The sequence below is a fragment of the Microbacterium natoriense genome (assembly GCF_030816295.1).
Taxonomy (GTDB): Bacteria; Actinomycetota; Actinomycetes; order Actinomycetales; family Microbacteriaceae; genus Microbacterium; species Microbacterium natoriense_A.
Genome location: NZ_JAUSXV010000001.1, coordinates 822,600 through 848,068 on the forward strand (window position 1 = coordinate 822,600; position 25,469 = coordinate 848,068).

27 protein-coding genes are annotated in these 25,469 nt (G+C 67.0%); 23 read left to right on the forward strand and 4 right to left on the reverse strand.

Features of this window, described 5'->3' with window-relative positions:
* Nucleotides 1–17: 17 nt before the first annotated feature.
* Nucleotides 18–1,253, reverse strand: a complete 1,236-nt coding sequence (locus tag QFZ53_RS03895) for an MFS transporter (RefSeq protein ID WP_307293713.1) — start codon at nt 1,251–1,253, stop codon at nt 18–20.
* 96 nt (nt 1,254–1,349) lie between these two features.
* On the opposite strand from QFZ53_RS03895, the gene QFZ53_RS03900 reads away from it, so the two are divergent.
* Nucleotides 1,350–1,655 carry an ArsR/SmtB family transcription factor gene (locus QFZ53_RS03900; protein WP_307293715.1) on the forward strand — a complete coding sequence of 102 codons (306 nt, stop codon included), beginning with the start codon at nt 1,350–1,352 and terminating at the stop codon, nt 1,653–1,655.
* Nucleotides 1,656–1,833: 178 nt separating this feature from the next.
* Here QFZ53_RS03900 and QFZ53_RS03905 read toward each other — a convergent pair whose 3' ends face one another.
* On the reverse strand, nt 1,834–2,112 hold the full coding sequence (locus QFZ53_RS03905; protein WP_307299350.1) for a helix-turn-helix domain-containing protein: 279 nt from the start codon (nt 2,110–2,112) through the stop codon (nt 1,834–1,836).
* 61 nt (nt 2,113–2,173) lie between these two features.
* On the opposite strand from QFZ53_RS03905, the gene map reads away from it, so the two are divergent.
* Nucleotides 2,174–2,950, forward strand: coding sequence for a type I methionyl aminopeptidase (gene map / locus QFZ53_RS03910; RefSeq protein WP_307293717.1), 777 nt, complete (start codon nt 2,174–2,176; stop codon nt 2,948–2,950).
* Between the two features lie 64 nt (nt 2,951–3,014).
* On the opposite strand, the gene QFZ53_RS03915 is transcribed toward map, so the two are convergent.
* The gene (locus QFZ53_RS03915; protein ID WP_307293719.1) at nt 3,015–3,545 is read right to left on the reverse strand and encodes a MarR family winged helix-turn-helix transcriptional regulator; all 531 of its coding nucleotides are present in this window, start codon (nt 3,543–3,545) and stop codon (nt 3,015–3,017) included.
* Nucleotides 3,546–3,693: 148 nt separating this feature from the next.
* On the opposite strand from QFZ53_RS03915, the gene QFZ53_RS03920 reads away from it, so the two are divergent.
* From QFZ53_RS03920 to QFZ53_RS03960, 9 genes are all read left to right on the forward strand, one after another.
* Nucleotides 3,694–4,080, forward strand: a complete 387-nt coding sequence (locus QFZ53_RS03920) for a nuclear transport factor 2 family protein (RefSeq protein WP_307293722.1) — start codon at nt 3,694–3,696, stop codon at nt 4,078–4,080.
* A gap of 46 nt (nt 4,081–4,126) precedes the next feature.
* Nucleotides 4,127–4,897, forward strand: coding sequence for an SDR family oxidoreductase (locus QFZ53_RS03925; protein WP_307293725.1), 771 nt, complete (start codon nt 4,127–4,129; stop codon nt 4,895–4,897).
* Between the two features lie 78 nt (nt 4,898–4,975).
* A complete protein-coding gene (locus tag QFZ53_RS03930; RefSeq protein ID WP_307293729.1) occupies nt 4,976–5,458 on the forward strand; it encodes a hypothetical protein in 483 nt (160 codons plus the stop codon).
* A gap of 68 nt (nt 5,459–5,526) precedes the next feature.
* Nucleotides 5,527–6,081 (forward strand): PadR family transcriptional regulator, encoded by a 555-nt coding sequence (locus QFZ53_RS03935; protein ID WP_307293732.1) that lies wholly within the window; start codon nt 5,527–5,529, stop codon nt 6,079–6,081.
* 339 nt (nt 6,082–6,420) lie between these two features.
* Nucleotides 6,421–8,082, forward strand: coding sequence for an ABC1 kinase family protein (locus QFZ53_RS03940; RefSeq protein ID WP_373426315.1), 1,662 nt, complete (start codon nt 6,421–6,423; stop codon nt 8,080–8,082).
* Nucleotides 8,083–8,152: 70 nt separating this feature from the next.
* Nucleotides 8,153–9,883 carry a histidine-type phosphatase gene (locus tag QFZ53_RS03945; protein ID WP_307293737.1) on the forward strand — a complete coding sequence of 577 codons (1,731 nt, stop codon included), beginning with the start codon at nt 8,153–8,155 and terminating at the stop codon, nt 9,881–9,883.
* Between the two features lie 91 nt (nt 9,884–9,974).
* Nucleotides 9,975–10,457 carry an SRPBCC family protein gene (locus QFZ53_RS03950; RefSeq protein WP_307293739.1) on the forward strand — a complete coding sequence of 161 codons (483 nt, stop codon included), beginning with the start codon at nt 9,975–9,977 and terminating at the stop codon, nt 10,455–10,457.
* On the forward strand, nt 10,454–10,771 hold the full coding sequence (locus QFZ53_RS03955; protein WP_307293742.1) for an ArsR/SmtB family transcription factor: 318 nt from the start codon (nt 10,454–10,456) through the stop codon (nt 10,769–10,771). The genes QFZ53_RS03950 and QFZ53_RS03955 overlap by 4 nt, the downstream gene beginning before the upstream one ends.
* A gap of 214 nt (nt 10,772–10,985) precedes the next feature.
* Nucleotides 10,986–11,477, forward strand: coding sequence for an SRPBCC family protein (locus QFZ53_RS03960; RefSeq protein WP_307293744.1), 492 nt, complete (start codon nt 10,986–10,988; stop codon nt 11,475–11,477).
* Here the strand turns inward: QFZ53_RS03960 and QFZ53_RS03965 are convergent.
* Nucleotides 11,474–12,118, reverse strand: coding sequence for a TetR/AcrR family transcriptional regulator (locus QFZ53_RS03965; protein ID WP_307293748.1), 645 nt, complete (start codon nt 12,116–12,118; stop codon nt 11,474–11,476). The genes QFZ53_RS03960 and QFZ53_RS03965 overlap by 4 nt on opposite strands.
* A 96-nt stretch (nt 12,119–12,214) precedes the next feature.
* Here QFZ53_RS03965 and QFZ53_RS03970 point away from each other — a divergent pair, with 96 nt between their 5' ends.
* From QFZ53_RS03970 to QFZ53_RS04025, 12 genes are all read left to right on the forward strand, one after another.
* Nucleotides 12,215–13,774: an AMP-binding protein gene (locus QFZ53_RS03970; RefSeq protein WP_307293751.1), complete on the forward strand. Its 1,560-nt coding sequence runs from the start codon at nt 12,215–12,217 to the stop codon at nt 13,772–13,774.
* 49 nt (nt 13,775–13,823) lie between these two features.
* Nucleotides 13,824–14,993 (forward strand): acyl-CoA dehydrogenase family protein, encoded by a 1,170-nt coding sequence (locus QFZ53_RS03975; protein ID WP_307293752.1) that lies wholly within the window; start codon nt 13,824–13,826, stop codon nt 14,991–14,993.
* A 56-nt stretch (nt 14,994–15,049) separates the two neighbouring features.
* Nucleotides 15,050–16,540 carry an MFS transporter gene (locus QFZ53_RS03980; RefSeq protein ID WP_307293754.1) on the forward strand — a complete coding sequence of 497 codons (1,491 nt, stop codon included), beginning with the start codon at nt 15,050–15,052 and terminating at the stop codon, nt 16,538–16,540.
* Entirely contained in the window at nt 16,527–16,649 is a 123-nt protein-coding gene (locus QFZ53_RS03985; protein WP_307293756.1) for a hypothetical protein, read from the forward strand. The genes QFZ53_RS03980 and QFZ53_RS03985 overlap by 14 nt, the downstream gene beginning before the upstream one ends.
* Before the next feature lie 7 nt (nt 16,650–16,656).
* Nucleotides 16,657–17,475, forward strand: coding sequence for a sulfite exporter TauE/SafE family protein (locus tag QFZ53_RS03990; protein ID WP_307293759.1), 819 nt, complete (start codon nt 16,657–16,659; stop codon nt 17,473–17,475).
* A gap of 411 nt (nt 17,476–17,886) precedes the next feature.
* Nucleotides 17,887–19,569, forward strand: coding sequence for a DUF11 domain-containing protein (locus tag QFZ53_RS03995; protein ID WP_307293762.1), 1,683 nt, complete (start codon nt 17,887–17,889; stop codon nt 19,567–19,569).
* Nucleotides 19,570–19,997: 428 nt separating this feature from the next.
* Nucleotides 19,998–21,692, forward strand: coding sequence for a putative Ig domain-containing protein (locus tag QFZ53_RS04000; protein ID WP_307293764.1), 1,695 nt, complete (start codon nt 19,998–20,000; stop codon nt 21,690–21,692).
* 101 nt (nt 21,693–21,793) lie between these two features.
* A complete protein-coding gene (locus tag QFZ53_RS04005; protein WP_307293766.1) occupies nt 21,794–23,101 on the forward strand; it encodes an RNA polymerase sigma factor in 1,308 nt (435 codons plus the stop codon).
* A gap of 269 nt (nt 23,102–23,370) precedes the next feature.
* Nucleotides 23,371–23,784, forward strand: a complete 414-nt coding sequence (locus tag QFZ53_RS04010; RefSeq protein ID WP_307293768.1) for a hypothetical protein — start codon at nt 23,371–23,373, stop codon at nt 23,782–23,784.
* Nucleotides 23,785–23,863: 79 nt separating this feature from the next.
* Nucleotides 23,864–24,088, forward strand: a complete 225-nt coding sequence (locus QFZ53_RS04015; RefSeq protein ID WP_307293770.1) for a DUF4190 domain-containing protein — start codon at nt 23,864–23,866, stop codon at nt 24,086–24,088.
* Nucleotides 24,089–24,227: 139 nt separating this feature from the next.
* Nucleotides 24,228–24,419: a hypothetical protein gene (locus QFZ53_RS04020; protein ID WP_307293772.1), complete on the forward strand. Its 192-nt coding sequence runs from the start codon at nt 24,228–24,230 to the stop codon at nt 24,417–24,419.
* Between the two features lie 50 nt (nt 24,420–24,469).
* Nucleotides 24,470–25,414: an FAD-dependent oxidoreductase gene (locus tag QFZ53_RS04025; RefSeq protein ID WP_307293776.1), complete on the forward strand. Its 945-nt coding sequence runs from the start codon at nt 24,470–24,472 to the stop codon at nt 25,412–25,414.
* The last annotated feature ends 55 nt before the right edge of the window (nt 25,415–25,469 follow it).

A 25,469-nucleotide genomic window follows, 5' to 3' on the forward strand; every position in this document is an offset into this window, starting at 1 on the left:
GCGCGCCGCCGCCCCGCCTACTCCGCCCGGCGCACCCGCAGCACGAGGGCCACCAGGGCGAGGGCGATCACGACGAGTCCGTATCCCACGCACACCGGCCCCAGCCCGAAGACTCCCACGAGCAGGCCGGCCACAACCGCCGGAACTCCGAACGCCAGGTAGGCCAGCAAGTAGATGACCGCGAACGCATCGGCGCGTTCGGATGCCGGGATGCGCGGCGCAAGAGAGGCGACGACTCCCGAGAACGCGGTGCCGAAGCCCATGCCGGTGATGCCGGCAGCGACGAGGTAGAACGTCAGTGATCCGGTGGCGAGCGCGGCGAGCGACAGGGCCGTGCCGGTGGCGAGCGCCGCGGTTCCGAAGATCGTCATGGTGCGCGCTCGCCGGCCGCGCATGACGAACGCGGTGACCGCGCCGACACCGGCGAGCAGTGCGACAGTGAGTCCCTGCCACACGTGGGCGGTGCCGCCGAGTTCGCCGTGCACGATGTTCGCACCGAGGGAGAGGAACAGTCCACCGGTCGCCCATCCGGCGACGACGGCAGGTGCGCTGCGCCAGAAGTCGGTGCGGATGCTCGCGGGGATGGAGAGCCGGAAGCTCAGCGACGCCCAGGCGCCGGGCTTGCGAGGCGCGGTCTCGGGAAGGAACAGGAGGATCACCGCGATCGCGACGTAGATCACGGTGAGAGCGGAGAACACGTCGACGAGCGCGTCGCGCGTGAGATCGAGCATGATGCCCGACACGAGAGCGCCGACAGCCAGACCGATGCCCGGGCTCAGAGAGTTCCACAGGGCCGCGCGCTGCGGTTGTCCTGTGGGCGCGAAGTCGAGCACGGTCGCGGAGAGCGCCGCGATCAACAGGCCGCTCGCGATGCCCTGTGCGATGCGCGCGAGGAAGAGGATGGCGACGGCATCCGCGTGCCAGAACAGCAGCATGCTGACGGCGAGCAGTACGAAACCGGCGATCGCGACGGGGCGCCTGCCGATGTGATCCGACAGCGAGCCCGCGGTGAGCAGAGTCAGCAGCAACGCGATCGCGTACACGGCGAACACCGCGCTGATCACGACGGCGTCGAATCCGATGTCGTGGGCGAGCACGGGATAGAACGGCGATGGCGCGCTCGCGGCCACCATCATCAGGATCTGCGCGACGACCGCCAGCACGAACCCGAAGCGGGTACGCGACGCGGAGGGGACGGATGCGGGAGCGGATGCCGTGCGCGGTGGCACGACGATCGAATCAGTGGCGGGCATGGCAGCTCCTTGAAGGTCCGCGAGTCTTCGGTTCGAGAATCATCGAACTATCGGAGCGTACTCGCCAATCTGTAATTGTTCAAGTATTCTCGAACTATGCCCGGAGATCTGCCGCATCCCGAGCGCGCCGAGATCCAGCTGACCGACGTGCTCTTCGCTCTCAGCGACCCCGAACGTCTCGCCATCGCCCGGCAGCTCGCCGACGGCCCGCTCGACATGGCGGAATGCCACGCGACCGACCCGAATCTGCCGAAGTCGACCAAGTCGCACTTCATGAAGGTGCTCCGCGAAGCGGGCGTCATCCGCAACGAGCCCAACGGACGCCGTCGCACATTGACGCTCCGCCGCGACGAGCTCGACGAGCTCTTCCCCGGGCTGCTCGACTCCGTGCTGCGGGGCTGATCGGGCGCAGCATCCGCTCGCCAGCCCTTTCTGCCTTGCACTGGGGAAGGCATCCTGCGCTTCAGAAGGAAGGATGTCCGAGAACGATCCTTCCGAAGCGCGAAAGACCTTCCGTGGGGCAGGGGTGAGAGCGCGAGGGGCAGCGGGAGCGGGCGGGCCAGGGCGACCGGGCGTGCGGCTAGGACGCGAGCTGCGCGCGACTCCCTTGGGCGGGTTGCGGGCTGACCTCGGCCCAGACGGCGTCGAGCGAGAGGCCGAGGACGTGCGTGATGGCGGCGATCGTCGAGAACGCGGGCGTCGCCACGCGGCCCGACTCGATCTTGCGCAGAGTCTCGGGCGAGACGCCGGCGTCGAGGGCGACGCTCAGCATCGAACGCTCACCGCGCGCTCGCCGCAGCAGGGCGCCGAGTCGTTCTCCGCGTTCGACCTCGGCGGGAGTGAGCGGCATCCGGACCATCATGATGACGATTCTAGTACCGGGATAGTATTACCGGGATAGTTATTGGAAGGCGTGAACCGTGATCGAAATACTGACCCCCGAAGAACTGGACCGAGCGCGCGACACCGGCGCTCTCGTCGGCGGCATTCTGCAGTCCCTGAAGGAGCGCGCGACGGTCGGGGTGAACCTGCTCGATCTCGACGCGTGGACGAAGGAGATGATCGAGGATGCCGGAGCCGAGTCCTGCTACGTCGACTATGCGCCGTCCTTCGGACGCGGCCCCTTCGGTCACTACGTCTGCACGGCCGTCAACGATGCCGTGCTCCACGGGATGCCGCACGACTACGCACTGGCCGACGGCGATCTGCTCACGCTCGACCTCGCCGTCACGCTCCGCGGCATCGCGGCCGACGCGGCGATCAGCTTCGTCGTTGGCCAGACGGCGTCGCCCGACGACCTCGCGATGATCGAGACAACCGAGCGTGCGCTGGCGGCCGGCATCGCGGCGGCGCGACCGGGCGCCCGCGTCGGCGATCTCTCGCGCGCGATCGGCACCGTGCTGCGCGCGGCCGGCTATCCCATCAACCGCGAGTTCGGAGGCCATGGTATCGGCTCGACCATGCATCAGGACCCCCATGTGGCCAACGACGGGCGACCGGGGCGTGGCTACATCCTGCGTCCGGGGCTGCTGCTCGCGCTCGAGCCGTGGGTCATGTCCGACACCGATCAGCTGGTGACGGACGACGACGGTTGGACTCTCCGCAGTGCGACCGGATGCCGCACCGCCCATACCGAGCACACGATCGCGATCACCGAGACCGGCGCGGAGATCTTGACCCTGCCGCCGATCGCCTGACACCGCTGTCCTGCGGCGACAGTCCGCGCTCGCATCCGGTCCGAGCGTCCGGCCAGTGCGTTGCTCAAGAAGGCGGGGCGGACCACATGCGGGACAACCCGCGCGCGCGCATGGCCTCAGCGGCGACGTACGCGTCGTCCACGAAGCGCCGTGTGAGGCGGGTGTAGTGCTCGACCTCCCGCTTGCTCCACCCGTCGAGTACCAGAGCGATCATGTCGTCTCCGAGATCGAACACATGCTGCGCTGCTTCGAGCCCCGCGGCAGTGAGGCCCACGAGAGTCGCTCGCGCATCCGTCGGATCCGGCGTGCGCTCCAACCAACCGTTCGCTTCGAGGCGGTGCAGCATCTTGCTGACGTTGGATGCGCCCGTCTTCAGGCTCTCTGCGATCTGCGACGGCCGCAGCGGACCCGAGAACCCGAGCAGTCGGAGCAGTTGATGAGACGACTGATCCAGCGGCTCGCCTGACCGCGTCAGCACCTCGGATTGGAAGCGCGGGGATTCCCACAGGTAGATGAGCCGGCTCAGGTCGGTCAGGAGGTCGGATCTGTAGCTGGTCGAGCCATCTGGATCCCGACCATCCTCAGCAGTTGCCATACGGCGACCCTACCGCGGGAACATTCTCAACCCGGGAATAAGCTGTCGTATACGACAGTTATTGCTGTCGTAGACGACAGTAATACTACTGACGTCGCCGCATGGATCCACCGTGGATTCATGCGCCATTCGATGGGAGAGAACGCACATGAACACCATTCCCGACGGCCCGGTCGCCGAGTTCATCGACGCCACGAACCGACACGACGCCGACGCGCTGCTCGCCGTATTCGCACCGACCGCGACAGTGCGAGACGACGGCTCCGACTACACGGGGTCGGCCGAGATCCGGCGGTGGATTCAGGAGCACCAGATCGCACCGAAGATCACCCTCGATCCGACGTCCTACGACGAAGCAGATGAGAAGACGGCACCGCTGAGCTCACGGCGTCTGCGGACGGCGACTTCCCCGGCGGGCCGCTGCCGTTCACCTTCGATTTCACCCTCGAGAGCGGCCGGGTCATCGCACTCGGCATCCGCCTCGCGCACTGACATCAACTGGAGCGGCTCTTCCGCCGCGCACCGCGGTCGCTGATCTCGCGGCCGCACGATGGGACCGCCAGGGCCCGCGAAAGGACACCATGATCGACTCCACAACCCTCAACGGCAAGCGTGCACTCGTCTCCGGAGGAACGAAAGGCACCGGGCGAGCAGTCGCGCAGGCGCTCGTCACGGCCGGCGCCCACGTCACCGTCTTCGGGCGCTCCAGGCCCGATCCCTCCCACCCCGCGCATGACGCGCAGATGGCCGACGTCACCGACGCCGCGGAGCTCGGCGCTTTGGCTCAGCGCGTCGGCGAGGTCGACATCCTCGTTCACGTGGCCGGAGGATCCGACGAGCCCGGTGGCGGCTTCCGTGCCCTCGGCGACGAACACTGGGATCATGCGCTCCGACTCAACCTCCTCGGAGCGGTTCGTCTCGATCGGGAGATCATCCCCGGCATGATCTCCCGCGGTGGCGGCGCGGTGGTCCATGTGTCCTCGATCCAGGCGCAGATGCCCCTGTTCGACGGAACGCTGGCGTATGCCGCGGCGAAAGCAGCTCTCAGCACATACAGCAAGGCACTCGCGAACGAGTGCGCGCCGCTCGGCGTGCGCGTCAACACCGTCTCGCCGGGATTCATCCGCACGCCCTCGGCCGAAGCGCTCATCAGCCGCCTCGCGACAGCCCGCGGCACCGACCGCGACGCCGCGCGGCAGTCGCTGATGGATTCGCTCGGGGGCATCCCGCTCGGTCGCCCTGTCGAATCCGAAGAAGTCGCGAATGCCGTCGCCTTCCTCGTCTCCGCCGCGGCCTCCGGCATCGTCGGTGTCGATGTCAATGTCGACGGAGGAACCGTTCCGACCCGATGACGGATGCCGTCGGGTTGACGCACCGGGCGGCGCCGGCGCCGCTGGCCGATGGGCGCGGGCGAGCCTTAGAGTGGCGCCATGCCCATCGAGCCTCCGGAGTGGATCGAGGTCGAGCTGACCAGTCACCGCAGCGCGGTCGGTCAGCGCTGGGTCGCGGTGGTGCTGGCGCTCGCCGGCGTCGTCGGCCTGGTGCTCAGCTTCTTCATGGAGCCCGAGTGGTGGGCGGTCATCTCCCTGGGCCTCGTGAGCCTGTTCATCGTGGTCATCGGCATCAGCCTCTGGTTCAACGCCGGGGCGAACGCGGCGGCGACGGTCGCGCTGCGTGAGTCGGGCACGCAGGCCGCTCTCCGGGTGCTGTCGGCGGAATTGGTCGCCGATGACGGCGTCATCTATCGCCTGCTGCTCCGTGTGCCCGTGGACGAACTCGTGGTCGTTCAGCACCAGTGCAGTCAGGGCCAATGCATCGACGCTGCCGGTGGGGCTCCGGGCACCGAGGTGCCCGCGCTCCTCGACAGGGCCACGAAGTCGTGGGGTGTCATCCACGGCCGCCTCGGCGGCTGAGATTCCCATCCCACTCACAGTCTCAACGACATATCGTTAGCTATCGCTACCTATATCGGGAGGTCATCATGAACAACGCATTCCCCTCAGGTCCGTTCGGTGGAGCGAATCCGGCATCCGCTCTCTTCGACGCCATGGAGCAGCTCCGCAAGTCCTTCGATCCGCGTCCCAGCGGCGGTTCGCGCATGGCGCGCGGCGACGTCCGCACCGCCGTCCTGTCGCTCCTCGCCGAGAAGCCCATGCACGGCTACCAGATCATCACCGAGATCGCCGAGCGCAGCGGCGGCAGCTGGAAGCCGAGTGCCGGTTCGGTCTACCCGACCCTGCAGCTCCTCGCCGACGAGGGCCTCATCACCGCCGAAGAGCAGAACGGCCGCAAGACCTACTCGCTGACGGATGCCGGAGCAGCGGTCGCCGCCGAGGCGACCGAGACCCCGGCGCCGTGGGAGGCCTCCGGTCCGCGCGATCACACGCGCTTCAGCGCACTGCCGAAGGCAGGCGTCGACCTCGCTGCCGCCGCAGCCCAGGTCGGCCGCACCGGTTCGCCCGAGCAGGTGCAGCAGGCCATCGACGTGCTCGATGAGGCTCGCCGTAGGCTGTACTCGATCCTCGCCCAGGACTGATCGGATGCCGGCGCGACAGCCGGCGGGAGGAACGAGATGACGGATGCCGAGCCCGGTCGCGCGCCCCGTTCGTTGAGCGAGGGAGCGCCAGCGCCCGAGACGAGACCCGTTCCGTCCCGCTCGTTGAGCGAGGAGCGCAGCGACGAGATGAAACGCGAGTCTCCTGCGTCGAGTTCGGCTGACGGCGTTTCGTCTCGCTTCGCTCGCTCAACGACCGGGGATGGCGACGACGTTTCGTCTCCCTCCGTTCGCTCAACGACCGGGGGCGCTGACGGCGTTTCGTCCCGCTCAACAACCGATGCGGCGCGCGGTCCGGCCGACCAGGCGCGATACCGGCGCATCCTCGGCTTCGCGTCTCGCCAGTTGATCCAGCTGTGGTGGTTCGAGCTGTTCCTGCCCCGCATCGGCTTCGGCCGGATCTCCGACCGCACGCGCACGCACCGCCTGCAGATGCTGGCTCGACGGTTCCATGCGCTCGCGGTCGAGCTCGGCGGACTCATGATCAAGGTCGGGCAGTTCCTCTCGTCGCGCCTCGACGTGCTGCCGCCCGAGATCACCGATGAGCTCGCGGGTCTTCAGGACGAGGTGCCTGCCGTTCCTTTCGCGCAGATCAGGGAGATCGCCGAAGCCGAGCTCGGCGCCCCGCTGCAGCAGATCTACGCGTGGTTCGACGAGGTGCCCGTGGCCGCGGCATCCCTCGGCCAGGCGCATCGCGCCCGGCTCTCGGCCGCCGATGCCCTCGACACCGGGCTCGGCGAGGTCGTCGTCAAGGTGCAGCGCCCCGGCATCGACCGGGTGGTGGCGACCGATCTCGCCGCGCTCCGCCGCGTCGGCCGCTGGTTGAGCCGCGTGCACGCGGTGTCGAGCCGCGTCGACGCCCCCGCGCTGGTCGAGGAGTTCGCGCACACCAGCCTCGAAGAGATCGACTACCTGCACGAGGCCGCGAGCGCCGAGCGGTTCGCCGCCGACTTCGCCGACGACGACAGCATCCGCACCCCCGCCGTCGTGTGGGCGCGCAGCACGCGCCGTGTGCTCACCCTGGAAGACGTCACCGCGATCAAGATCAACGACACCGACGCGCTGCGAGCTGCGGGCATCGACCCGGGACGCGTGGCCGACGCCTTCGCCCGCGCGATGTTCGACCAGGTGTTCGCCCACGGTTTCGTGCACGCCGATCCGCACCCGGGGAACGTGTTCGTCGAGCCGGTCGTCCTTTCGGCTCGGTCGGCTTCGCCGTCCTCGCTCAACGACCGAGAGTTCCGCCTCACCTTCATCGACTTCGGGATGATGGCCGAGGTGCCGGCATCCCTCCGCGGCGGCCTGCGCAGCCTCGTGATCGCCATCGCGACGCGCGACGGCCGAGCCATGATCGAGGCCGCCCGCACGATCGGCGTCCTCATGCCGACCACCGACACCGCCGACCTCGAACGAGCGCTCACGGCGCTGTTCGATCGATTCGGCGGCATGGGCTTCGGGCAGTTGAAAGACGTCGACCCGCGTGAGTTCCAAGACTTCGGCGACCAGTTCGGACACGTGATGCGCTCGCTGCCGTTCCAGCTGCCCGAGCGTCTGCTGCTGCTCATCCGCGCCGTCTCGCTGACGTCGGGCATGTGCAGCGCGCTCGACCCCGACTTCAACGTGTGGGACGCCGTCGAACCCTACGCCACCCAACTGCTCGGCGAGGAGAGCGCGGGGCTGGTGCAGGACATGGCCAAGCAGGCGGCCGCCAGCGCCGGCATCCTGTGGCGGATGCCGCAGCGCCTCGATTCGCTCCTCACCCGCGTCGACGCGGGTGAGGTCAGCTTCGACACCTCGCGGCTCGAGCACCGCCTCGACAGACTCGAGCACGTCGCGCGGCGCATCGCCTCCGGTGTGCTGTTCGCAGCGCTGCTCGTCGGCGGCGCGATCCTGCTGGCACCCGCGCCGCCCCTCGGCATCGTGCTGATGGGCGTCTCGGTGCTGCCGCTGCTGCACGCCGTGTTCGCGCGACCGCCGCGCTGATCGCACCGCGCGGGTGGGGGACAGCATCCGTCCATCCGGCGTTCATCTGCGACCACTACCTGTGGGACACGTGACTCTCCGTTCCTCTCTCTCGTGCGCGGCCGTCGTCGCCGCCGTCATGTCCCTCGCGGTCGCCGCCCCCTCGCAGGCCGCCGAGGCCCCGGCCGACCCGGGCGATTTCTACAGCAGCAAGCAGCCCTACGTCCCGCCGACCGACGCGGACGTCGCCGCCTATCAGCAGGCGCCCGCCGGATACGCGCCGCTCGCGACCGAGACCGTGGCGCGGCACGGCTCGCGTGGTCTGTCGGGCTACAAGTACGATCTGCTGCTGCACCGGCTCGCCGAGACCGCCCAGGCGGAGGGCGGGTTCCTCACGCCCGAGATCGGAACCGAGTTCCTCACGAACCTCGACGCGATCACCGCGGCCAACGTCGAGAACGGCTACGGCATGCTCACCGGCCAGGGCGAGACGCAGCACCAGGGCATCGGCGAGCGGGCCGCCGCCCGCAACGCGGCGCTCTTCGCGGATGCCGGCAATCGCATCGTCGCGGAGACCTCGGGTGAGCCGCGAGCGACGGAGTCGGGCGAGAACTTCCTCCTCGGGCTCGGCGACGCGGGGCTCGCGCTCGAGCCGCGACCCGATCTGCTGTACTTCCACAAGGTCGAGAACCCCGACGGCACCGAGAAGGCGCCGGGCACTCCCGAACGCGAGGGCGCCGAGGCCTACGAGGCGTACATCGAGGCGCAGACCGATGACGGGGGCACGATCGCAGCAGCCACCGAGTTCATCGAGGAGCGCCCTGAGTCGGTGCGGGTGTCGGAGGAGCTGCTCTCGGGCATCTTCACCCCGGCGTTCATCGCGGCGATGGGAGCGGATGACGCCCACACCTGGTACGCGACAGTCGACGGCACGAAGGGCGGCGCCCCCGCGTGCGCTCCCGGTGCCGACCCGGCCGCCGATCCCGACGCGTGCAGCGACCCGAAGAAGTCGATCAAGAGCGCTGTGGATGCCGCGATGACCCTCTACAACCTGTACATCATCGCCGCCGACATGGAGCAGGAGAACGTATCCCCGCACGAGTTCGACTTCGCCCAGTACTTCGACGGGCGAGAGGCCGATGCCGAGTGGTTCGCCTATCTGCTCGACACCGAGGACTTCTACGAGAAGGGGCCGAGCCTCGCCGGACACGACGAGACCTACACGGTCGCCCAGCCCCTGCTGGACGACTTCTTCCGGGTGATCGACGACCGCGCTGCGGGCGGTGATGTGGCGGCGACGTTCCGCTTCGCGCACGCGGAGACGATCGTTCCGTTCGCGGCGCTCCTGAAGCTTCCGGGTTCGACCGTGCCCGCTCCCGACGTGGCGGCACCGGCATCCGTCTCGGATGTCTTCGACTACGCGTCGAACCCGTGGCGCGGGGCTCAGGTGACGCCGATGGCCGCGAACGTGCAGTGGGACGTGGTGTCCCGAACGGGCGTCGACCCCGCGACGGGCACCTCGTACACGCCGCTCGTGCGCATGCTCTACAACGAGCGCGAGATCGCCTTCGCCGACGGATGCCGTCCGGTCGCCGAGGGGTCGCACTGGGTCAAGGTCACCGAGCTCAAGCGCTGCCTCACCGGCGCCGCGATGGCCGAGAGCCCCCTGATCGGCGACACAGCGCCCGTCGACGACACGGTCCCGGGGCCGGAGCTCGCTGCGACGGGTGGCGGAGCGGATGCCGCGACCTGGATTCTCGGCATCCTGCTGTTCGTGGTGGGCGCGGGGGCTGCGTCGCGGCGCCGCGCATTGCGCGACTGACTCCTTTTGCAATCTAAGGGTTGCATGTCGTGAGATGATGTGCAACTCTGGGATTGCAATCAGAGCGGTTGCATCTGGAGAAGGAGGCATCATGGTGAACGAGATCTCGAACCCCGCAGCCGTCGTCGATGAGGAGACGTTCTCGGTGCGGCGGACCATCCGCATCGCCGCATCCATCGACAAGGTGTGGCGCGCCGTCGCCGAACCCGAGCATGTCTCACGGTGGTTCGGACACGTCGCCCTCGACGGCTCCGGAGCCGGCGCCACCGGCACGATGACCTTCCCCGACTACGGGGCGATTCCGCTGCGCGTCGAGGCTTTCGACGAGCCGAACCTCATCGCGTACCGGTGGGGCAACGACGATGCGCAGGATGAGCGCCCCGATGTGCTCGATCCCGAGACGTCGACCGTCTTCACGTTCACGCTCGAGCCCGTCGACGGCGGAACCCAGCTCACGGTCGTCGAGTCGGGATTCGAGCGCACCTCGGCTCCCCTCGCGAATCTCGAAAGCCACCGCACCGGATGGAACGAGGAGCTCGACAAGCTCGTCGCCCTGGTCGAGGGCGAAGCGTGACCACCGACACCCTGCTTCCCGTGTTCTCGGCGCTCGCCGACGAGACGCGATGGAGCATTCTGCAGGCGCTCGGAGAAGCGGATGCTTCGGCATCCGCTCTCGCGGGCCGCGTGCCGGTCAGCCGTCAGGCCATCGCCAAGCACCTCTCCGTGCTGCAGGAGGTCGGTCTGGTCGAGCCGATCCGGGTCGGGCGCGAGGTGCGCTTCCGGGTGATCGGCGCCGAGCTCTCCGCCACTGCCGCGAGGCTCGACGCGATCGGCCGCGAGTGGGATCGTCGTCTCGCCGCGATCAAGGGGATCGCGGAGGGGCTCTGAGGATCGGCGACCGGTCGGATCTGCCGACTGGTGCCGTTCGTCGGCGTGGAATCCGTCTGCATGCTGAATCGGGCCGTTTCGGCATGCAGACGGAATCTCGGCATGCAGACGGCACCGCACTGCACATTCGTGCCGCCGACCGCAACCCACTGATGTGCAGGGCGATGCCCCTCTAACCTCGGCGGGACGAGTTGTCGACGGTGAGGAGGGATTCGTGTCCCGCAATGTGAGGGTGCTTCACTGCACACCTGAAGACGTGTTCGACGTGCTGGGCGACGGCTGGCTTTATCCGTCTTGGGTCGTGGGGGCCTCTCGAATGCGCGACGTCGACGCGTCGTGGCCGGCACGCGGGGCGGAGCTGCATCACTCGTTCGGTGTCTGGCCCGCGCTGATCGACGACAAGACCGTGGTGGAAGAGTACGACCCGCCGCGCCGCATGGTCATGCGTGCTCGCGGCTGGCCGGTCGGAGAGGCGAGGGTCTTCCTCGAGGTGAAGGAGCGCGGAGGCGACTGCGTCGTGCGCATCCGCGAAGAAGCGGTCGCCGGGCCCGGGCGGTTCGTTCCGCGTGCCCTGATGGACATGTTGCTGCACTGGCGCAACGACGAGACCCTGCACCGGCTCGCGTACCTCGCCGAGGGGCGTGCGGCGCCCTCGGAATACATCGTGTCGCGCAGGCGAGTGGTGCCTGAGCGATTGAACCCTTAGGGCTGCACGGAGGGATCGAGGTCCTTCGCCAGAAGATCATCTGCGTGTTCCGGATCGAGCCCAGAGGCCCAGACTCGCCCCCCGACAGCGAGATCACGGAGGAATCGTGTCAGCTCCTCCTCGTCGTACGGGGCTTCCTCGTCGAGCCACCAGGTGAGGATGCCGACGATCTCGCCAGCCCATGCCCGCGCCACGAAAGGGATCGGCAGTCGGGGGGTGACCCCGCTGCGAGCGGCGCGACGATCGAATGTCTCCTCGGCCTGAGCGACGAGGAAATGGGTGAGTTCGCGCAATGCCTGCCCGTTTCCCTCGCCGCGCAGAATGATCCGATATGCGTCGCGCTCGCGAGCGGCCAGTTCGAAGAGGTGTCGAACGGGTAGACCCGAGAAGCCGAGCGGACGCGCTTCCTCGATGCCGGGGAGCAGCCTTTGGCGTTCGAGGGCCAGGTCGGAGACGAAATCGCTGAGCAGGCTGTCTTTGTCGCGGTAGTGCGTGTAGAACGTCGCCCGCGACAGATCGGCGGACGTGACGATGTCTTCGATCGTGACGGCATCGAAGCCCTTCTCGAGGACGAGTTCGATGAACGCATCGCGGATCGCCCGCTTCGAGCGGCGCACCCGGCGATCCTCGCCTGTTCTCATGAATTTCTCCTCGTGGGATTGACGCCGCATTCCCACAGAGTATATTCCTAGACACAACGTTCAGTACTGAACAGCATGTCTACCAATGGAGGAAGCATGAATCTCGGAAGGTTCGTTCGGGCGACTGCGGCCGTGCAGCCGGGTGCAGAGGCGGTCGTCGCCGGGGAGTCGAGGCTCACCTACGCACAGCTCGATGAAGCGAGTGATCGTCTTGCGGCAGCTCTCATGGATCGGCACGGTTTGGTGCGCGGCGATGTGGTTGCCGTGCTCGGATGGAACTGCGCCGAGCTGGTCATCACCGAGGTCGCGCTGTACAAGGCGGGGCTGGTTCGCGCGCCTATCAACGCTCGGCTCGGCGTCTCCGAAGTGCACGACGTTCTGGCCGATGCCGGAGTGAAGGTCCTCATCGCGGATGTGGACCACATCGATCTCGTACGCAGCGCTCTCGCTTCGGTGACCGTGGATACCGTCATCACCATCGGTGGCGCGAGCGACCTCGGAATCTCGTTCGTCGATGCTCTGGCATCCGTGGAGCGGAGGGCCGTGGATGTCGAGTGCAGTGAAGCGGACACCGCCGTTCTGCACTTCACCTCCGGGTCCACGGGCAAACTGAAAGCCGCCGTCCACACGTACGGGAATCGGCTCGCGCTCATTCGCAAGTCGCTGATGCACCCCGATGGCTACGTGGGGCCCGGCGGCCGAGAGATTCTGGCAGGCCCTATCACCCACGCGTCAGGGATGCCGATGATGGGCGTGTTCCGCGCCGGCGGATGCGTGATCGTGATGCGCACATGGGATCCGATCGAGTTCCTCAAGACCGTCGAGCGGGAGAAGGCGACGCACGCGTTCGTGGTGCCCACGATGATCAACATGATCCTTGCCGTCCCCGACGTGGGCCGCTTCGATCTGTCGACTCTGAAGCACCTCATCTACGGGGGCGCGCCGATGTCGCCCGCGCGAATCCGTGCAGCATGGAAGCACCTGGGCCCCGTGCTGACGCAGGGGTTCGGGTGTGCCGAGACGACATCGGTGGTGATGCTGCTCAGCACCGATGACCACCGTCGCGCCATCGAAGACGGCGACGAGGAACTGCTCCTCAGCTGCGGGAGGGCGATCTTCGATGCCGAGGTCCGCGTCGTCGATGAAGCCGGAGCTCAGGTCGCACCAGGAGAGATCGGCGAGCTCGCCGTACGCGGCCCGGACATCGCCCATGGCTATCACAATGAGGAAGCGCTGACGGCGGAGACGTTCCGCGGCGGGTGGTTCCACTCGGGCGATCTCGCCCGGTACCGGGAGGACGGATACATCTTCATCGTCGACCGGAAGAAGGACATGATCATCTCGGGCGGGTACAACATCTACTCCGTCGAGGTCGAGGCGGCTCTGCTGCAGCATCCGGGAATCTTCGACGCCGCCGTGATCGGCGTCCCCGACGAGGAATGGGGGGAGGCTGTCAAGGCTGTCGTCGTCCCGCATCCCGGCGTGATCCTCGACGAGGTGGAAGTCATCGAATTCTGCGCGGCCCGCCTGTCACGACTGAAGAAACCCCGTTCGGTCGATGTCGTCAGCTCGCTCCCCGTCAACCAGAACGGCAAGACCGACCGCCGCGCGATCCGAGAACGCTTCTGGACCGCCGACGGGCGCCGGGTCGCCTGACACGACGTCCTCACCTGAACCTGCTCCGACCCGAAAGAGACCCGAACCGATGACATTCACGCTCGACCCCGATTACTCCGCAGACCCGAAGCTGCAGGACCTCATCGCGCAGCTGCGACGCTATCTGATCGAGGAACTCATCCCATACGAGCAGAAGCTCGGGCTCACCCCTGAGACCAAGGTCACTCGTGCACAGCTCGAACCGGTCTGGCATCGCAGTCGGGAACTCGGCTTCTACGGGATCGCTCTGCCGCCCGAACTCGGCGGTCAGGGATTGTCGACGTATGCCCTCTGCGCACTGAAGGAAGAGCTCACGGCGCACGGATCCGTGCTGTCGCATTCGGTGCTCGGCGACATGGGCGGCCCGCTGCGGGCCGGATCCATCATGCAGTACGCCACACCCGGTCAGCTCGAGAAGTATCTGATGCCGGTCATCCGCGGAGAACGCGCCTGCTGCTTCTCGATCACTGAGCCGGATGCCGGATCCGACGTGCGGCGCATGCGCACGACAGCTCGTCTCGACGGCGACGAGTACATCATCGATGGAGGGAAGGTCTTCAGCTCGGCCGCTCCGTTCGCGGACTTCGCGATCGTCGTGGCGCGCATGGACGGCGAGGACGAGCAGTACAGCGCGTTCCTCGTCGATCTGGATGCTCCCGGTGTCACCGTGCGCGACGGCGAGATCCCGATGTCCGGGCAGCAGATCGAGGGCGACATCGACTTCGTCGGCGCCCGCATCCCCGCTGCGAACCTGCTCGGTGAAGTCGGTCAGGGTCTGCGGATCGGGATCGGACGGATCAACATGAACCGTCTGCTGCACAGTCCCTCCATCATCGGAGCCGCTCGCCGGGCGTGGACGCTGTCAGTCGAATACGCGCGCACGCGCATCATCAACGGGCGGCCGCTGATCCAGTTCCAAGCCATCCAGCACAAGCTCGCCGACATGGCCACCGACCTCTACGCCGCCCGTTCGATGGTGATGGCCACCGCCGCGAAGGTCGACCGCGGTGAAGACGTATCCGTCGAGGCGAACATGTGCAAGCTGTTCACGGCCGAGGCCTGCTTCCGCATCGCGGATGAGGCCGTGCAGATCCACGGCAAGGCCGGGCTCACCCAGGGCAATGAAGTGGAGCAGCTGTTCCGCACACTGCGGATGTACCGCATCGTCACGGGAACCAGCGAGATCCATCGAAACGCGATCGCGAAAGCACTCGCCTGAGCACGAGTTCGCATCCGCCCTCGCACCTCCTCCGCAATGACGCACCAAGGAGAATCATGACCCGTCCCACTGGCACTGCCGGAGTGCTCACCCGGATTCCCGCCGACGCTCGCGGCATCATCGCTCTGCTGATAGTCCTCGAGTTCGTCGCGGGACTTCTGCAGGGCTTCTACGACCCGCTCGTGAAGCTGTTCGCGCAGGCCTACGAGGTCTCAGACGGGCACATCATCTGGTTCCACACCCTGCAGGGCCTGTCTGCGGCGGTCACCGTTCCGTTGCTGGCCAAGTTCGGCGACATGTTCGGCCACCGCCGCATCCTGCGCATCGCCGTCGGAATCGTGATTGCGAGCACGCTGCTCACCGCGCTCGCACCCGACTTCCCGCTCCTTCTCGCCGCGCGGATCCTCGCAGGACCGATCGCGGTCTGGCTGCCGCTGGAGATCGCACTCGTGCACCAGCGCGTCGATCACGCCACCGCGCGTCGGGTGATCGGATGGCTCGTCTCCGTGCTCGTCCTCGGCGCTGTGATCGGCAACATCCTCGGAGGCCTCTCAGTGACCCTGGTGCCCTTCTCCGTGGCGCTGTACGTGCCCGTGATCCTGATGATCGGAGCGGTCGTGGCCGTGCTCCGGATCCCGGAGACCACACTGCGCGCCGCTCCCGGTATCGACGGATGGGGGCTGTTCGGCATCGCTGTATCGATGGTGTTGTTGCTGACAGGAATGAGCCGCCTGGCCGATGACGGACTCGGTGCCCCCTTGCCCTGGATCCTCATCGCCACGGCCTTGGTCAGCTTCACCGTGTGGGCCTGGTGGGAACGGCGCAGCAGCAACCCGGCGGTCGACCTGCGGATGCTGGCCTCGCCGAGACTCGCCCCCCTGTACATCGTCGGATTCCTGTTCGGTTTCGTGCTCTTCGGATTCCAGACACCGCTCGCCACGTTCGCCGCATCCGACCCCGTGTCCGACGGCTACGGACTCGGGTTCCCCACCTTCATGCTCTCCCTCGTCATCGCAATCTTCACGATCATCACCGCCGCCGGTTCCGCGATCGTCAACACGCTCACCCGATGGATCGGAACCAAGACCGTGCTCGTGACCGCAGCACTCATCTCGGCCGCCGGATTCATCTTCTTCGCCGTGCAACACTCCGAGAAATGGCACATCTTTGTCCTCGCCGTGCTCGCCGGCATCGGAATGGGACTACTTATGGGTGCCCTCCCGGCGCTCGTCGCTGAAGAGGCCCCTGCCGACAGCACCGGCATCGCAGCCGGGGTCTACAACTCGCTGCGCACACTGGGCGGAGCGCTGTCTGGTGCGGGATTCTCCATCGTGCTGATCACGCTGGCGAACCCCGGTGGCGGGGCGTCCGATGTGGGTTACACCGTGATCTGGTTCACCGCAGCGTCCGCGTTCCTCATCGCAGCGGTCGTCCTCGCTGTCAGCAAGACCGTATCCGTCCCGGAATCGATCCTCCTCCCCACGCCCACCGGCACGATGCCGGTCCACAACCCCATCGAACGCGAGAGTCGACATGAACACCCCTGAGCAGCCCACTCCGGCCGACTTCTGTGCGACGGCGGATGCCTCCTCGAGCCGCATCGCATACACCGACGATGCGGGCATGTGCCCGCCAGGGGCGGCGGGCCGGGTCTGATGCGGGGATGGCGATGACACGGGGCAGAAGGGGCCGCAGGGCGTCCATCGCGATCACGATCGGTGTCAGCGCCGGAACGCTCTCCGGTGTCTTCGGCGTCGGAGGCGGCGTCGTGGTCATCCCCGCGCTGATGCTGCTTCTCGCGTTCGACCAGCGCCGTGCGGCCGGCACTTCGCTTGCCGCGATCGTTCCGACCGCCGCTGTCGGGGTCGTCTCCTATGCGACTCACGGCTGGGTCGCCTGGGGACCGGCGATCCTGTTGGCCGCCGGAGCGATCATCGGCGCTCAGCTCGGCATCCGGATGCTGCCTCGGGTGCCTCTCCTCGCGCTGCGGTGGGTGTTCATCACCTTCGCGTCGGGCGCCATCGTGACGCTCTTCCTGGTCGTCCCGGTTCGTGCCGAGCAGGTTCCCATCACCGGATGGCTCGGGCTGGAGCTGGTCGCCCTCGGTCTGATCACCGGAGTGCTGTCAGGCCTTCTCGGTGTCGGCGGCGGCATCGTCGTGGTCCCCGCGCTCATGGTCCTTTTCGGCTTCGACGACCTGATCTCGAAGGGCACCTCGCTGTTGATGATGATTCCTGCGGCGCTGGCCGGGACGGTCGGAAATCTGCGTCGTTCGCAGGTGGATCTGCCTCTCGCGATCACGGTCGGAGCATCCGCATGCGCGACGGTGCCGTTGGGGACCTGGGTTGCGGCATCGATCGATCCGCGCACCGCCAACATCGTCTTCGCGATCTTCGTCGCCATCATCGTGGTGCAGATGGCACTGGCAAGACCTCAAAGCCCTCCGCCGCAGGTAGGGCGCGATCCCCGACCAGCGGGTTAGCGTCTACCGGGGCGGCCCCTCCGAGATAGAAACCCTCAGGGTGCTTCGGAGTGCATCGTCGACTGAGGGTGAAACGGGTGAGCAGAATGTGCATTCAGTCCAGGAATTGACAATGCTGCACCGTCGTCGAACCGGCCTGTCGGTGGCCGTGGACAAGTTTCATCATTTCGCGTGATGAAAGGCGTAGGTCGGCGTCTCTCTAACTAGGTCGGGGTCCGTGATCAGCCGGAAAGCTGCCGGAGCACCGACGACAAAGAGTCTGGGGAGACCATGAAATCTGGAGAATATTCACGCACCGATGCGCGCCGTGGCGCTACGGCCAAGAGAAAGGCCCGCGCGATGCAGGGTCTCGTTCTCGCGGGACTGGCAGTTGCCGGAACGTTGGCTGCCGCAGCGCCAGCTTCTGCAGCGGTGGCGACGCTGCAACCGACTTATACGACGGACGCCGAGTTTCCGGCAGGAACCTACGCAGGGCTGTCGCTCGCAGGCGTCGAGGGTGTCGGTCGTGAAGTCCTGGAGTTGCCAGCGAGCGTCACCACGACCGAACTGGAAGTGACTCGGCCATCGCTGTCGACAGGAATGCGCCTTCCCGCGGGTCTCGGGGGAACCATCCATTTGACGAGCGAGCGAGTGGGGCTCGCCACCACCCAACCGATTCCGGCGCGGTCGACGCTCACCGGTGCGCTGACCGGCCTGGCCAACGAGGACAACCAGAATCCGTCGCCGACCACGTTCCTGAGCGATTTCAGCGTCAACAACACCACCCAGGGGGATTGGAAGTACACCTTCGACTTCTCGGGCCTTGATGGAGGGGTTCTTCCGGCCGGTTCTCTCTTGAACACGGGAGACCTCGATGTCTGCAAACCCACCGTAGAGACGATTAGATTCTCAGCGGACGCGACCGGGCAGTGGGCGACCTTCGATCTGAATCGTCAGATCCAAGGTTGGCCTGCCTCATCTGCGCCGCCGACCGTGGCGTTCGATGACGTAACGTCGGAGTATGTCGTCACCGGGGTCTGCGGGAACGTGAACATGGGGAACTGGTTTACCACGACCCAGCCGATCACGACCCTCCACGTGCGGATGACGAACGCGGGCGGTCTCAATACCTTCATCTCATTTGGCATTCGGACGCCAGTGGAGCCGCTGGCGCCGGCGGTCGGGATCGTGAAGACCACGAATGGTGTCGATGTCCAGGCGGCACCGGGCCAGACGGTCGCGGCCGGTTCGACGGTCACCTGGGGGTACGCGGTGACGAACACCGGTGACACTCCCCTGGGCAACGTCGCCGTCACCGACGACAAGCTCGCCGACACCGCTATCGACTGCGGGGCGGGGACCAACATCATCCCCCAGCTCGCGATCGGTCAGACCGTGAACTGCTCGGCTACGGGGACCGCGATCGAGGGGGATTACACCAACGCTGGATCCGTCACAGGAACCCCCGTCGACGAGACCGGGACGGTCATCGACTCCCTCGAGCCGGTCACCGCGACCGACACCTCCTGGTACCACGGGCAGGCCACCCGCACACTCACGATCGCGAAGGTCGTCGACCAGGCGCAGGCGACCCCCGGCGACACTCTCCGGTACACGGTCACGGTCACGAACACCGGTGATGCGAGCATCCCCTCCACGGTCGTGCGCGACGAGCTTCCGGCGGATGTCGAGTTCGTCTCCGCGACCGACGGAGGCACGCTGCAGGGCGATGAAGTGATCTGGAACGTCACCGACCTCGGCGCGGGACAGTCTGTCGCGTTCGTCGTGGAAACCCGCATCCTGGACACCGCAGCCGGATCTCTGGAGAACCGGGCAGGCGCCACCGGCACGACGCCTGACGGTCAGGAGATCGACGCCACCGCCACCGTCGAAACAGCCTGCGCCGATGACACGCGCGAAGCGTGCGCGGTGACGACGCTGCCTGTCGTCACGCCCCCGACAACCGGAGGCGGAACCACGACCACGCCGACATCGACGCACCCGCTGGCAACGACGGGTTCCGACTTCCCCGTCGTGCTCACCGCAATCGCCGGCCTGACAGTCCTGGCCGGAGCCGCCACCCTGCTGATCGCCCGACGCCGCACCCGCGTGTAGCGGGGAACTCAGACGGTGGAGGACCTCAGTGGAGGGGTGAGCGGATCACACCCCTCCACTGCCTCGCCGCGCGTCGGTGAGCGTGCGTGGCCTCCTTGTCGTCCTTGACGCGCCCCGGTCACAAGCTGGTGCGCATCGTCCAGTCGATGCGCACCGAAGCCGCCACTCTGCTCCCCGGCGAGTGGCGGTGCGACCCTGATTCCTCTCCCCCACCTCGAGGGGAGTCAGGGTCGTCTTCTCTTGCTCTCGCCAAGACGGTCGCTGGAGATCCGAACAGTCATCGCTCGCCTCTCCGGTCTGTCCGGCCCCGGACATCGACGGGCGGCTCACCGCCTGTCGTCATAAAACTGCATCTCACTCGTCTCATTAGAGGGGTGGTGTCCGATCACCGCTCCGCACCCGACTGCTTACCTATCTGGGGATGGAAAGTGCGCAACTTCAAATTCTCCGCGCCTGCGAGCGCGGCAACGATCACCTTCGCGGTATTACTGTCCGTCGCCGCGGCGGCTCCTGCTCACGCGGTGACGACGGCCGTCACCGACTGGACCACGTTGGACCAGTCCTTCGAGAACGCGGTCGACGGCGACGTGGTGATGCTCGACGCAGACATCGACGCCTCGGGAACGGCGGACTATCTCGGTGTCCCAGCGGGCGCGGGCATCACGCTCGACCTGAACGGTCACTCGCTGAAGCTGGCGCCCACGACGGGTCCGGGCATCCACGTCGGCAGCACGTCGTCGCTCACGATCGATGACTCGGTCGGGACCGGCCGACTCGAGGCGATCGGCAGCGCCAACCCGGCCGACCCGTGGCCGTATTTCCCTGGCATCGGTACGGACACGACCGATCTCGCGGCCGGCGCCGTGACCATCAACGGCGGCGCGATCACCGCTCAAGGTGGGATGTACGCGGCCGGCATCGGCGGTTCGCGCTTCGCTGGTGGGGGATCGGTGACCATGACGGGCGGTTCGCTCGTCGCGCAGAGCGGGTCATTGGCCGCTTCCGTGGGCTCGGGGTATCTGGTCTTCAATCCGCTCTATCGAGGTTCGGTCACGGTGGTCGGTCCCGAGGACGCCACCGGACTTCCGACTGTCGCGGGCCGCGGAGGCCCGGACAACGAAGTGGCACCTGTGTCTTACACGGATCCGACCTCTGGAGTGCTGGTGACGGGAGACGCAACCGGCAGCATCCCAGATCAAGGCCGGCTGACGCTCGCGTTCCACTACCGAGTGACGTTCGCTTTCGCCGACGGAGTCACGAGCGACTCGACGCAGATCGTCGACTGGGGGCACGCCGCATCAGTGCCGGCTGACCCCGTGCGCCCGGGGTACACCTTTGCCGGGTGGGCGTCGTCTGTCGCCGGAACCTCGCCGGGTGACCCGACGATCGCCCCGGTGACATTCACCGCCCAGTGGAACAGCGTCGCGCTCGACGCTCCGGAGATCACGACCCTGTCACTCCCGGATGGAATCGTCACCGACGCGTACAGTGCGCCCGTCAACGCGATCGGAACCGGCCCCATCACCTTCCAGGTGAGCGCCGGCACACTGCCCGCAGGACTGGTCCTCGATCCTGCCACAGGTGTCGTGAGCGGGACCCCGACGACTGCGGGGACGTTCGCGTTCACTGTCTCGGCGTCGAACGCGGGCGGTTCGGATGAGCAGGAGTACACCGTGGTGATCCGGGAGCGGCCGATCATCACGACCATGTCTCTGCCCGATGGAACGATTGCAGCGCCGTACCGCGAGACGATCGCGGCGACCGGCACCGGCCCGATCACGTTCGCCGTCACGGCCGGGTCGCTGCCGCCGGGACTGAGCCTTGATCCGACGACAGGTGTCATTTCGGGCACGCCCACGGTGAACGGGTCCTTCCCGTTCACCGTGACCGCATCGAACGCCGTCGGTGACGATACTCACGAATACACCATCGCCATTGCTGCGCGATCGGTACCGGCGACTTCGACGGATTCCACGGGCACTTCGGTGCGCACACCCTCGGACGGCAACTTGGCGTGGACCGGCGCAGAGACGCCTCTGCCTTGGATGATCGGCGGAGGATTGTTGATTCTTCTCGGAGCCTCGACGATCCTGTGGGCGCGTCTGCGTCGCCGATTCGCCTGAGCGCGTGAACGATCGTGGGCCCATCCGGATCTCGGATGGGCCCACGAATCGCTGAAGCAGCTGGTCCCGGGGTGAGGGTTCAGCCCGGGGACGTGGGGACGATGGGAACAGTCACGAACACTTCGGTCGAAAGCGACGACGGCTTCGAACTCGTCGCTCTCGCTGCCGAAGGAGATCGAGCGGCGGCGGGCGCCTACTTCCAGAAGAACCAGCGGTTGCTCATGGCTATGGCGCACCGCATCAGTGGTGGCGTTCTCGATCCTGACGACCTTCTGAGCGAAGCGATGATCACGGTCTTGACGAAGTGGTCACAAGGGACGGGCCCGGAACGCTATGCGAACGCGTACGTGATCCAGACGATGCGGAATCGGGTGAAGGACGAGTTGAGATCTCCACGGTCGCGGGTGGGAGAGATCACCGAGACCAATGCGCCGCTGCATGACGACAGCACGGAGCAGCACTCCGCGGACATGCACCGCGAATATGCGATCGTGCGCAGAGCGCTCGGCCTGCTTCCTGAGGACCAACGAGCGGTCCTCGTCGCCACCGTCTTGGAAGGGCGCAAGCCCGCAGACCTCGAGGAAGAGCTGGGGCGTCCGGCGTCTGCGATCTATTCGCTGTCGCGACGAGCGCGTCTGAACCTTCGGCGCGCGACGCTGCGAGTGGTCCTGGAAGACGGAGCGCCGCAGAAATGTCGCGCCGCGTCCGCCGAACTGCCAGAGAAGGTAGCCGCGTCGCCCGAGGACTCGGGTGAATCTCACGGCATGCACCATATCCGTACGTGCGCGCGCTGCCGCGGGGCGTGGTCACGCTTCGCGGCGATATCCCTCTCTCTCGGGGTCGTCACCCTCCTCACCGTCAGCGGCGTGCTGTTCCCCTCGGGGAGCGCGGAGGCTGCAGAGACGCACTCTCCGTCTGCGCATGGGCGCCATGCGACGGTGCGCAGCGTGCGTCGGATAGGGGGTCGAGCCGGGTCGTGGGCCGTCACCCCGACGCGGGTCGGTGTGACGGCCCTTGCGGTCGGCATCGCCATAGTCGTCGGATCGATCGCACCGGCACTCATGCCGCCCCCTCCGGATGCGGTGTTCGACGTCACGGCGACGGCGGTCGGTGAGCGCGTCGTTCTGAATGTCGGCATCCTGATCGACCGACCGTGGACCGTGGAGCGCATGGTCATCTCCCTGCCTTCGGGCCTGTTCGTCGACGAGGCTCCGCCGGGATGGGATTGCACGCCGATCGAGCTGAGCGAGACCCAGTGCGTCGTCGACGGTCCGAGCCCTCTTGGAGGAGACTTCGTCATCGATGGTCCGGGGCTCCTACTTCGCGGCGCCGCGTACCGGGTGGATCTTGTCGCGCATGCCGACGGACGCACACTCACCGCATTCGAAAGCGGACCGCTCGAACAGTGACTCCGTCATCACAGGGCGAGAACCACCTGACTGCGGCGGGTCCGGGGAGGGAAGCCCGCCGCAGCCAGGTTCTTGCTTGCGGAATTGAGGTGAGGTGGGGATCTACACCGCCCGCCTGCGACACGGACCCCCGATCCGTGAGACGCGCCTGACAAGCCCGGCAATAAGGAAGACGAGAGTCAGCCCGATATCTGACGCGAACGGCTCGCCGAGTCGAAGTCGCAGCCGTGTTCGCGTAATGAATGCGCAGCGGCGGCGTCTCTCTAATCATGACCATCCTTCCTTTGTTCCGCGTACTCACCGCGCTGCTCATCCCGCTGGGCCAGATCGGTCTATGGGTGGCGATGGTCGGCGCGATCGCCCTCGCGATCGCGCTGGCGGTCGATGCTGCGGGGCTCGTCGGCGGTGGGGCCGTGCTGTGGCTGACCGGTGCGATGCTGAGCCTGGGGCTGTGGTACTCGGGTGATCTGTTGGCGCCGGTCGCGGTGGCGGTCGCCCTCGTCGTTGCTGTCGCTGCGGGCGTGGCTTGCCGACGACTGCTCAGGCGACGCCCTGGTGCGGTCCGGAATCCTGTCGTGCGGCAGGGGGCCGAGTCGGCTCGGCCGTCGGTGCGGACGCGCAAGGTCGCGCTTCCCGACGTCGAGCTGGCCTCGTTGGGTGCGCCATCCGACGCGCGGGCCTGAGCCGCGCGCATCGATGGAGACGCGGCCGCGATCGGCGAGATCGACTCACACAGCTGAAACGACGTTCCTGCCTGCCCGTATGAACTCCCTTGCCACCTTCTCTCTGATCTGCGGAATAGCCGGGCTGTGTCTGGTGCCGGTCCTGGGCCCGGTTGCCGCCCTGGGAGCGGGGTATACCGCACGGAGGCAGATCGCCGCCCACCGCCAGCACGGACGCAGGCGGGCGACAGCCGGAATCGCGCTCGGCTGGATAGGACTCGTCATCGCATGCATCGTCATCATCCTGTTCGTCATCTGGCGCTGACGGGCAGCGGTTCGCCAGGGTGCGAGCGCCGGCTGTCCATGACATGACTCCACAAGATCGAGGTGAGATGAACGCAGGCAGGTACGTCGTCATTCATCCGCGTGCGTTGGAGGTATTTCGTCGGCGGGCCGGAAAGTCTGTGGCGCAAGTGCTGATCGACGCCGGGATCGATGCGCCGGAGTTCCGTGAGCGGATCCGCGGAGAAGGCTTCGGACTGAGTGACGTCGCCCGCCTCGCGCAGGCACTCGACACGACACCCCGCGAGCTCACGACGACCAGTACAGTCCTCGCCGCCGCCGAACGCCTTCGGCGCCCTCGCGTCGCACCGTAGCCCGTAGACGTTCGTCGAGCGTTCGCGCATTGCATGGGAAGGTGGGAGACATGAAGCGAAGTGTCACGGTCATCGGCGCGGGAGTCGTCGGCCTGTCGATCGCCCACGAGCTCGCTGGTGCAGGTCATGCGGTCACCGTGTGCAGCGATCAGCCGTGGGAGCAGACCTGCTCCGCGACAGCCGGCGCGATCTGGTTCCCGTTCGAAGTCGATGGCGGAGCAGACACCGAGGTGATGCTTCGGTCGACGCTGGAACGGTTCGAGTCCATCCACGACCAGCACGTGGACGCAGGCGTGGATTTCCGTCGGGGCACGGTGGTCGAGCGCTCGACCGTGGTTGACCGGGAGTGGACGCGGGTGGTCCCCGGCTGGAAGGAGACGACGCTCGTCCCGCCGGGCACGACCGGGGTCCGCGCTACCGTTCCGGTGATCACGATGAGCGTCTACCTGCCGTGGCTGCGCGCGGCGACGGAGGCGCGGGGTGTGCGTTTCGAGTCGCGCACGATCCACAGCGTCGACGAGGCGGAAGTCGCGGATGAGCTCGTCGTGATCGCTGCCGGGTTGCGCAGTACGCGACTCATCGACGACGAGTCCCCGGTCGATCCGGTGCGAGGGCAGGTCGTTCGGATCGACAACACCGGGCCTGACAGCGTGCAGGAGTGGCTGCTCGACGAGCACAATCCGGCTGGTCTGACATACGTGATCCCCCGCCGGGACTGCCTGGTACTCGGGGGCACCGCCGAGGCCGGAGAAACCGATCTCACGCCCGACGCCGCCGTCGAGCGTGGGATCATCGATCGCTGCGCCGACTACTTCCCGCAGATCAGAGGTCGAGAAGTGGTGTCGCGAGGTGTCGGGCTCCGGCCGCGTCGTCCCGTCATCCGGATCGATGCGACGACTGTCGATGGCCGCCGCGTGATCAGCGCCTACGGGCACGGTGGCGCCGGGGTCACCCTCTCCTGGGGTACCGCTGAGCAGGTCTTGACGCTCGTCTGATTGCTGGGTCGATGAACCTCGCTCAAAGAGCCGGGGCCGCGGTGAGCGCCGGGCT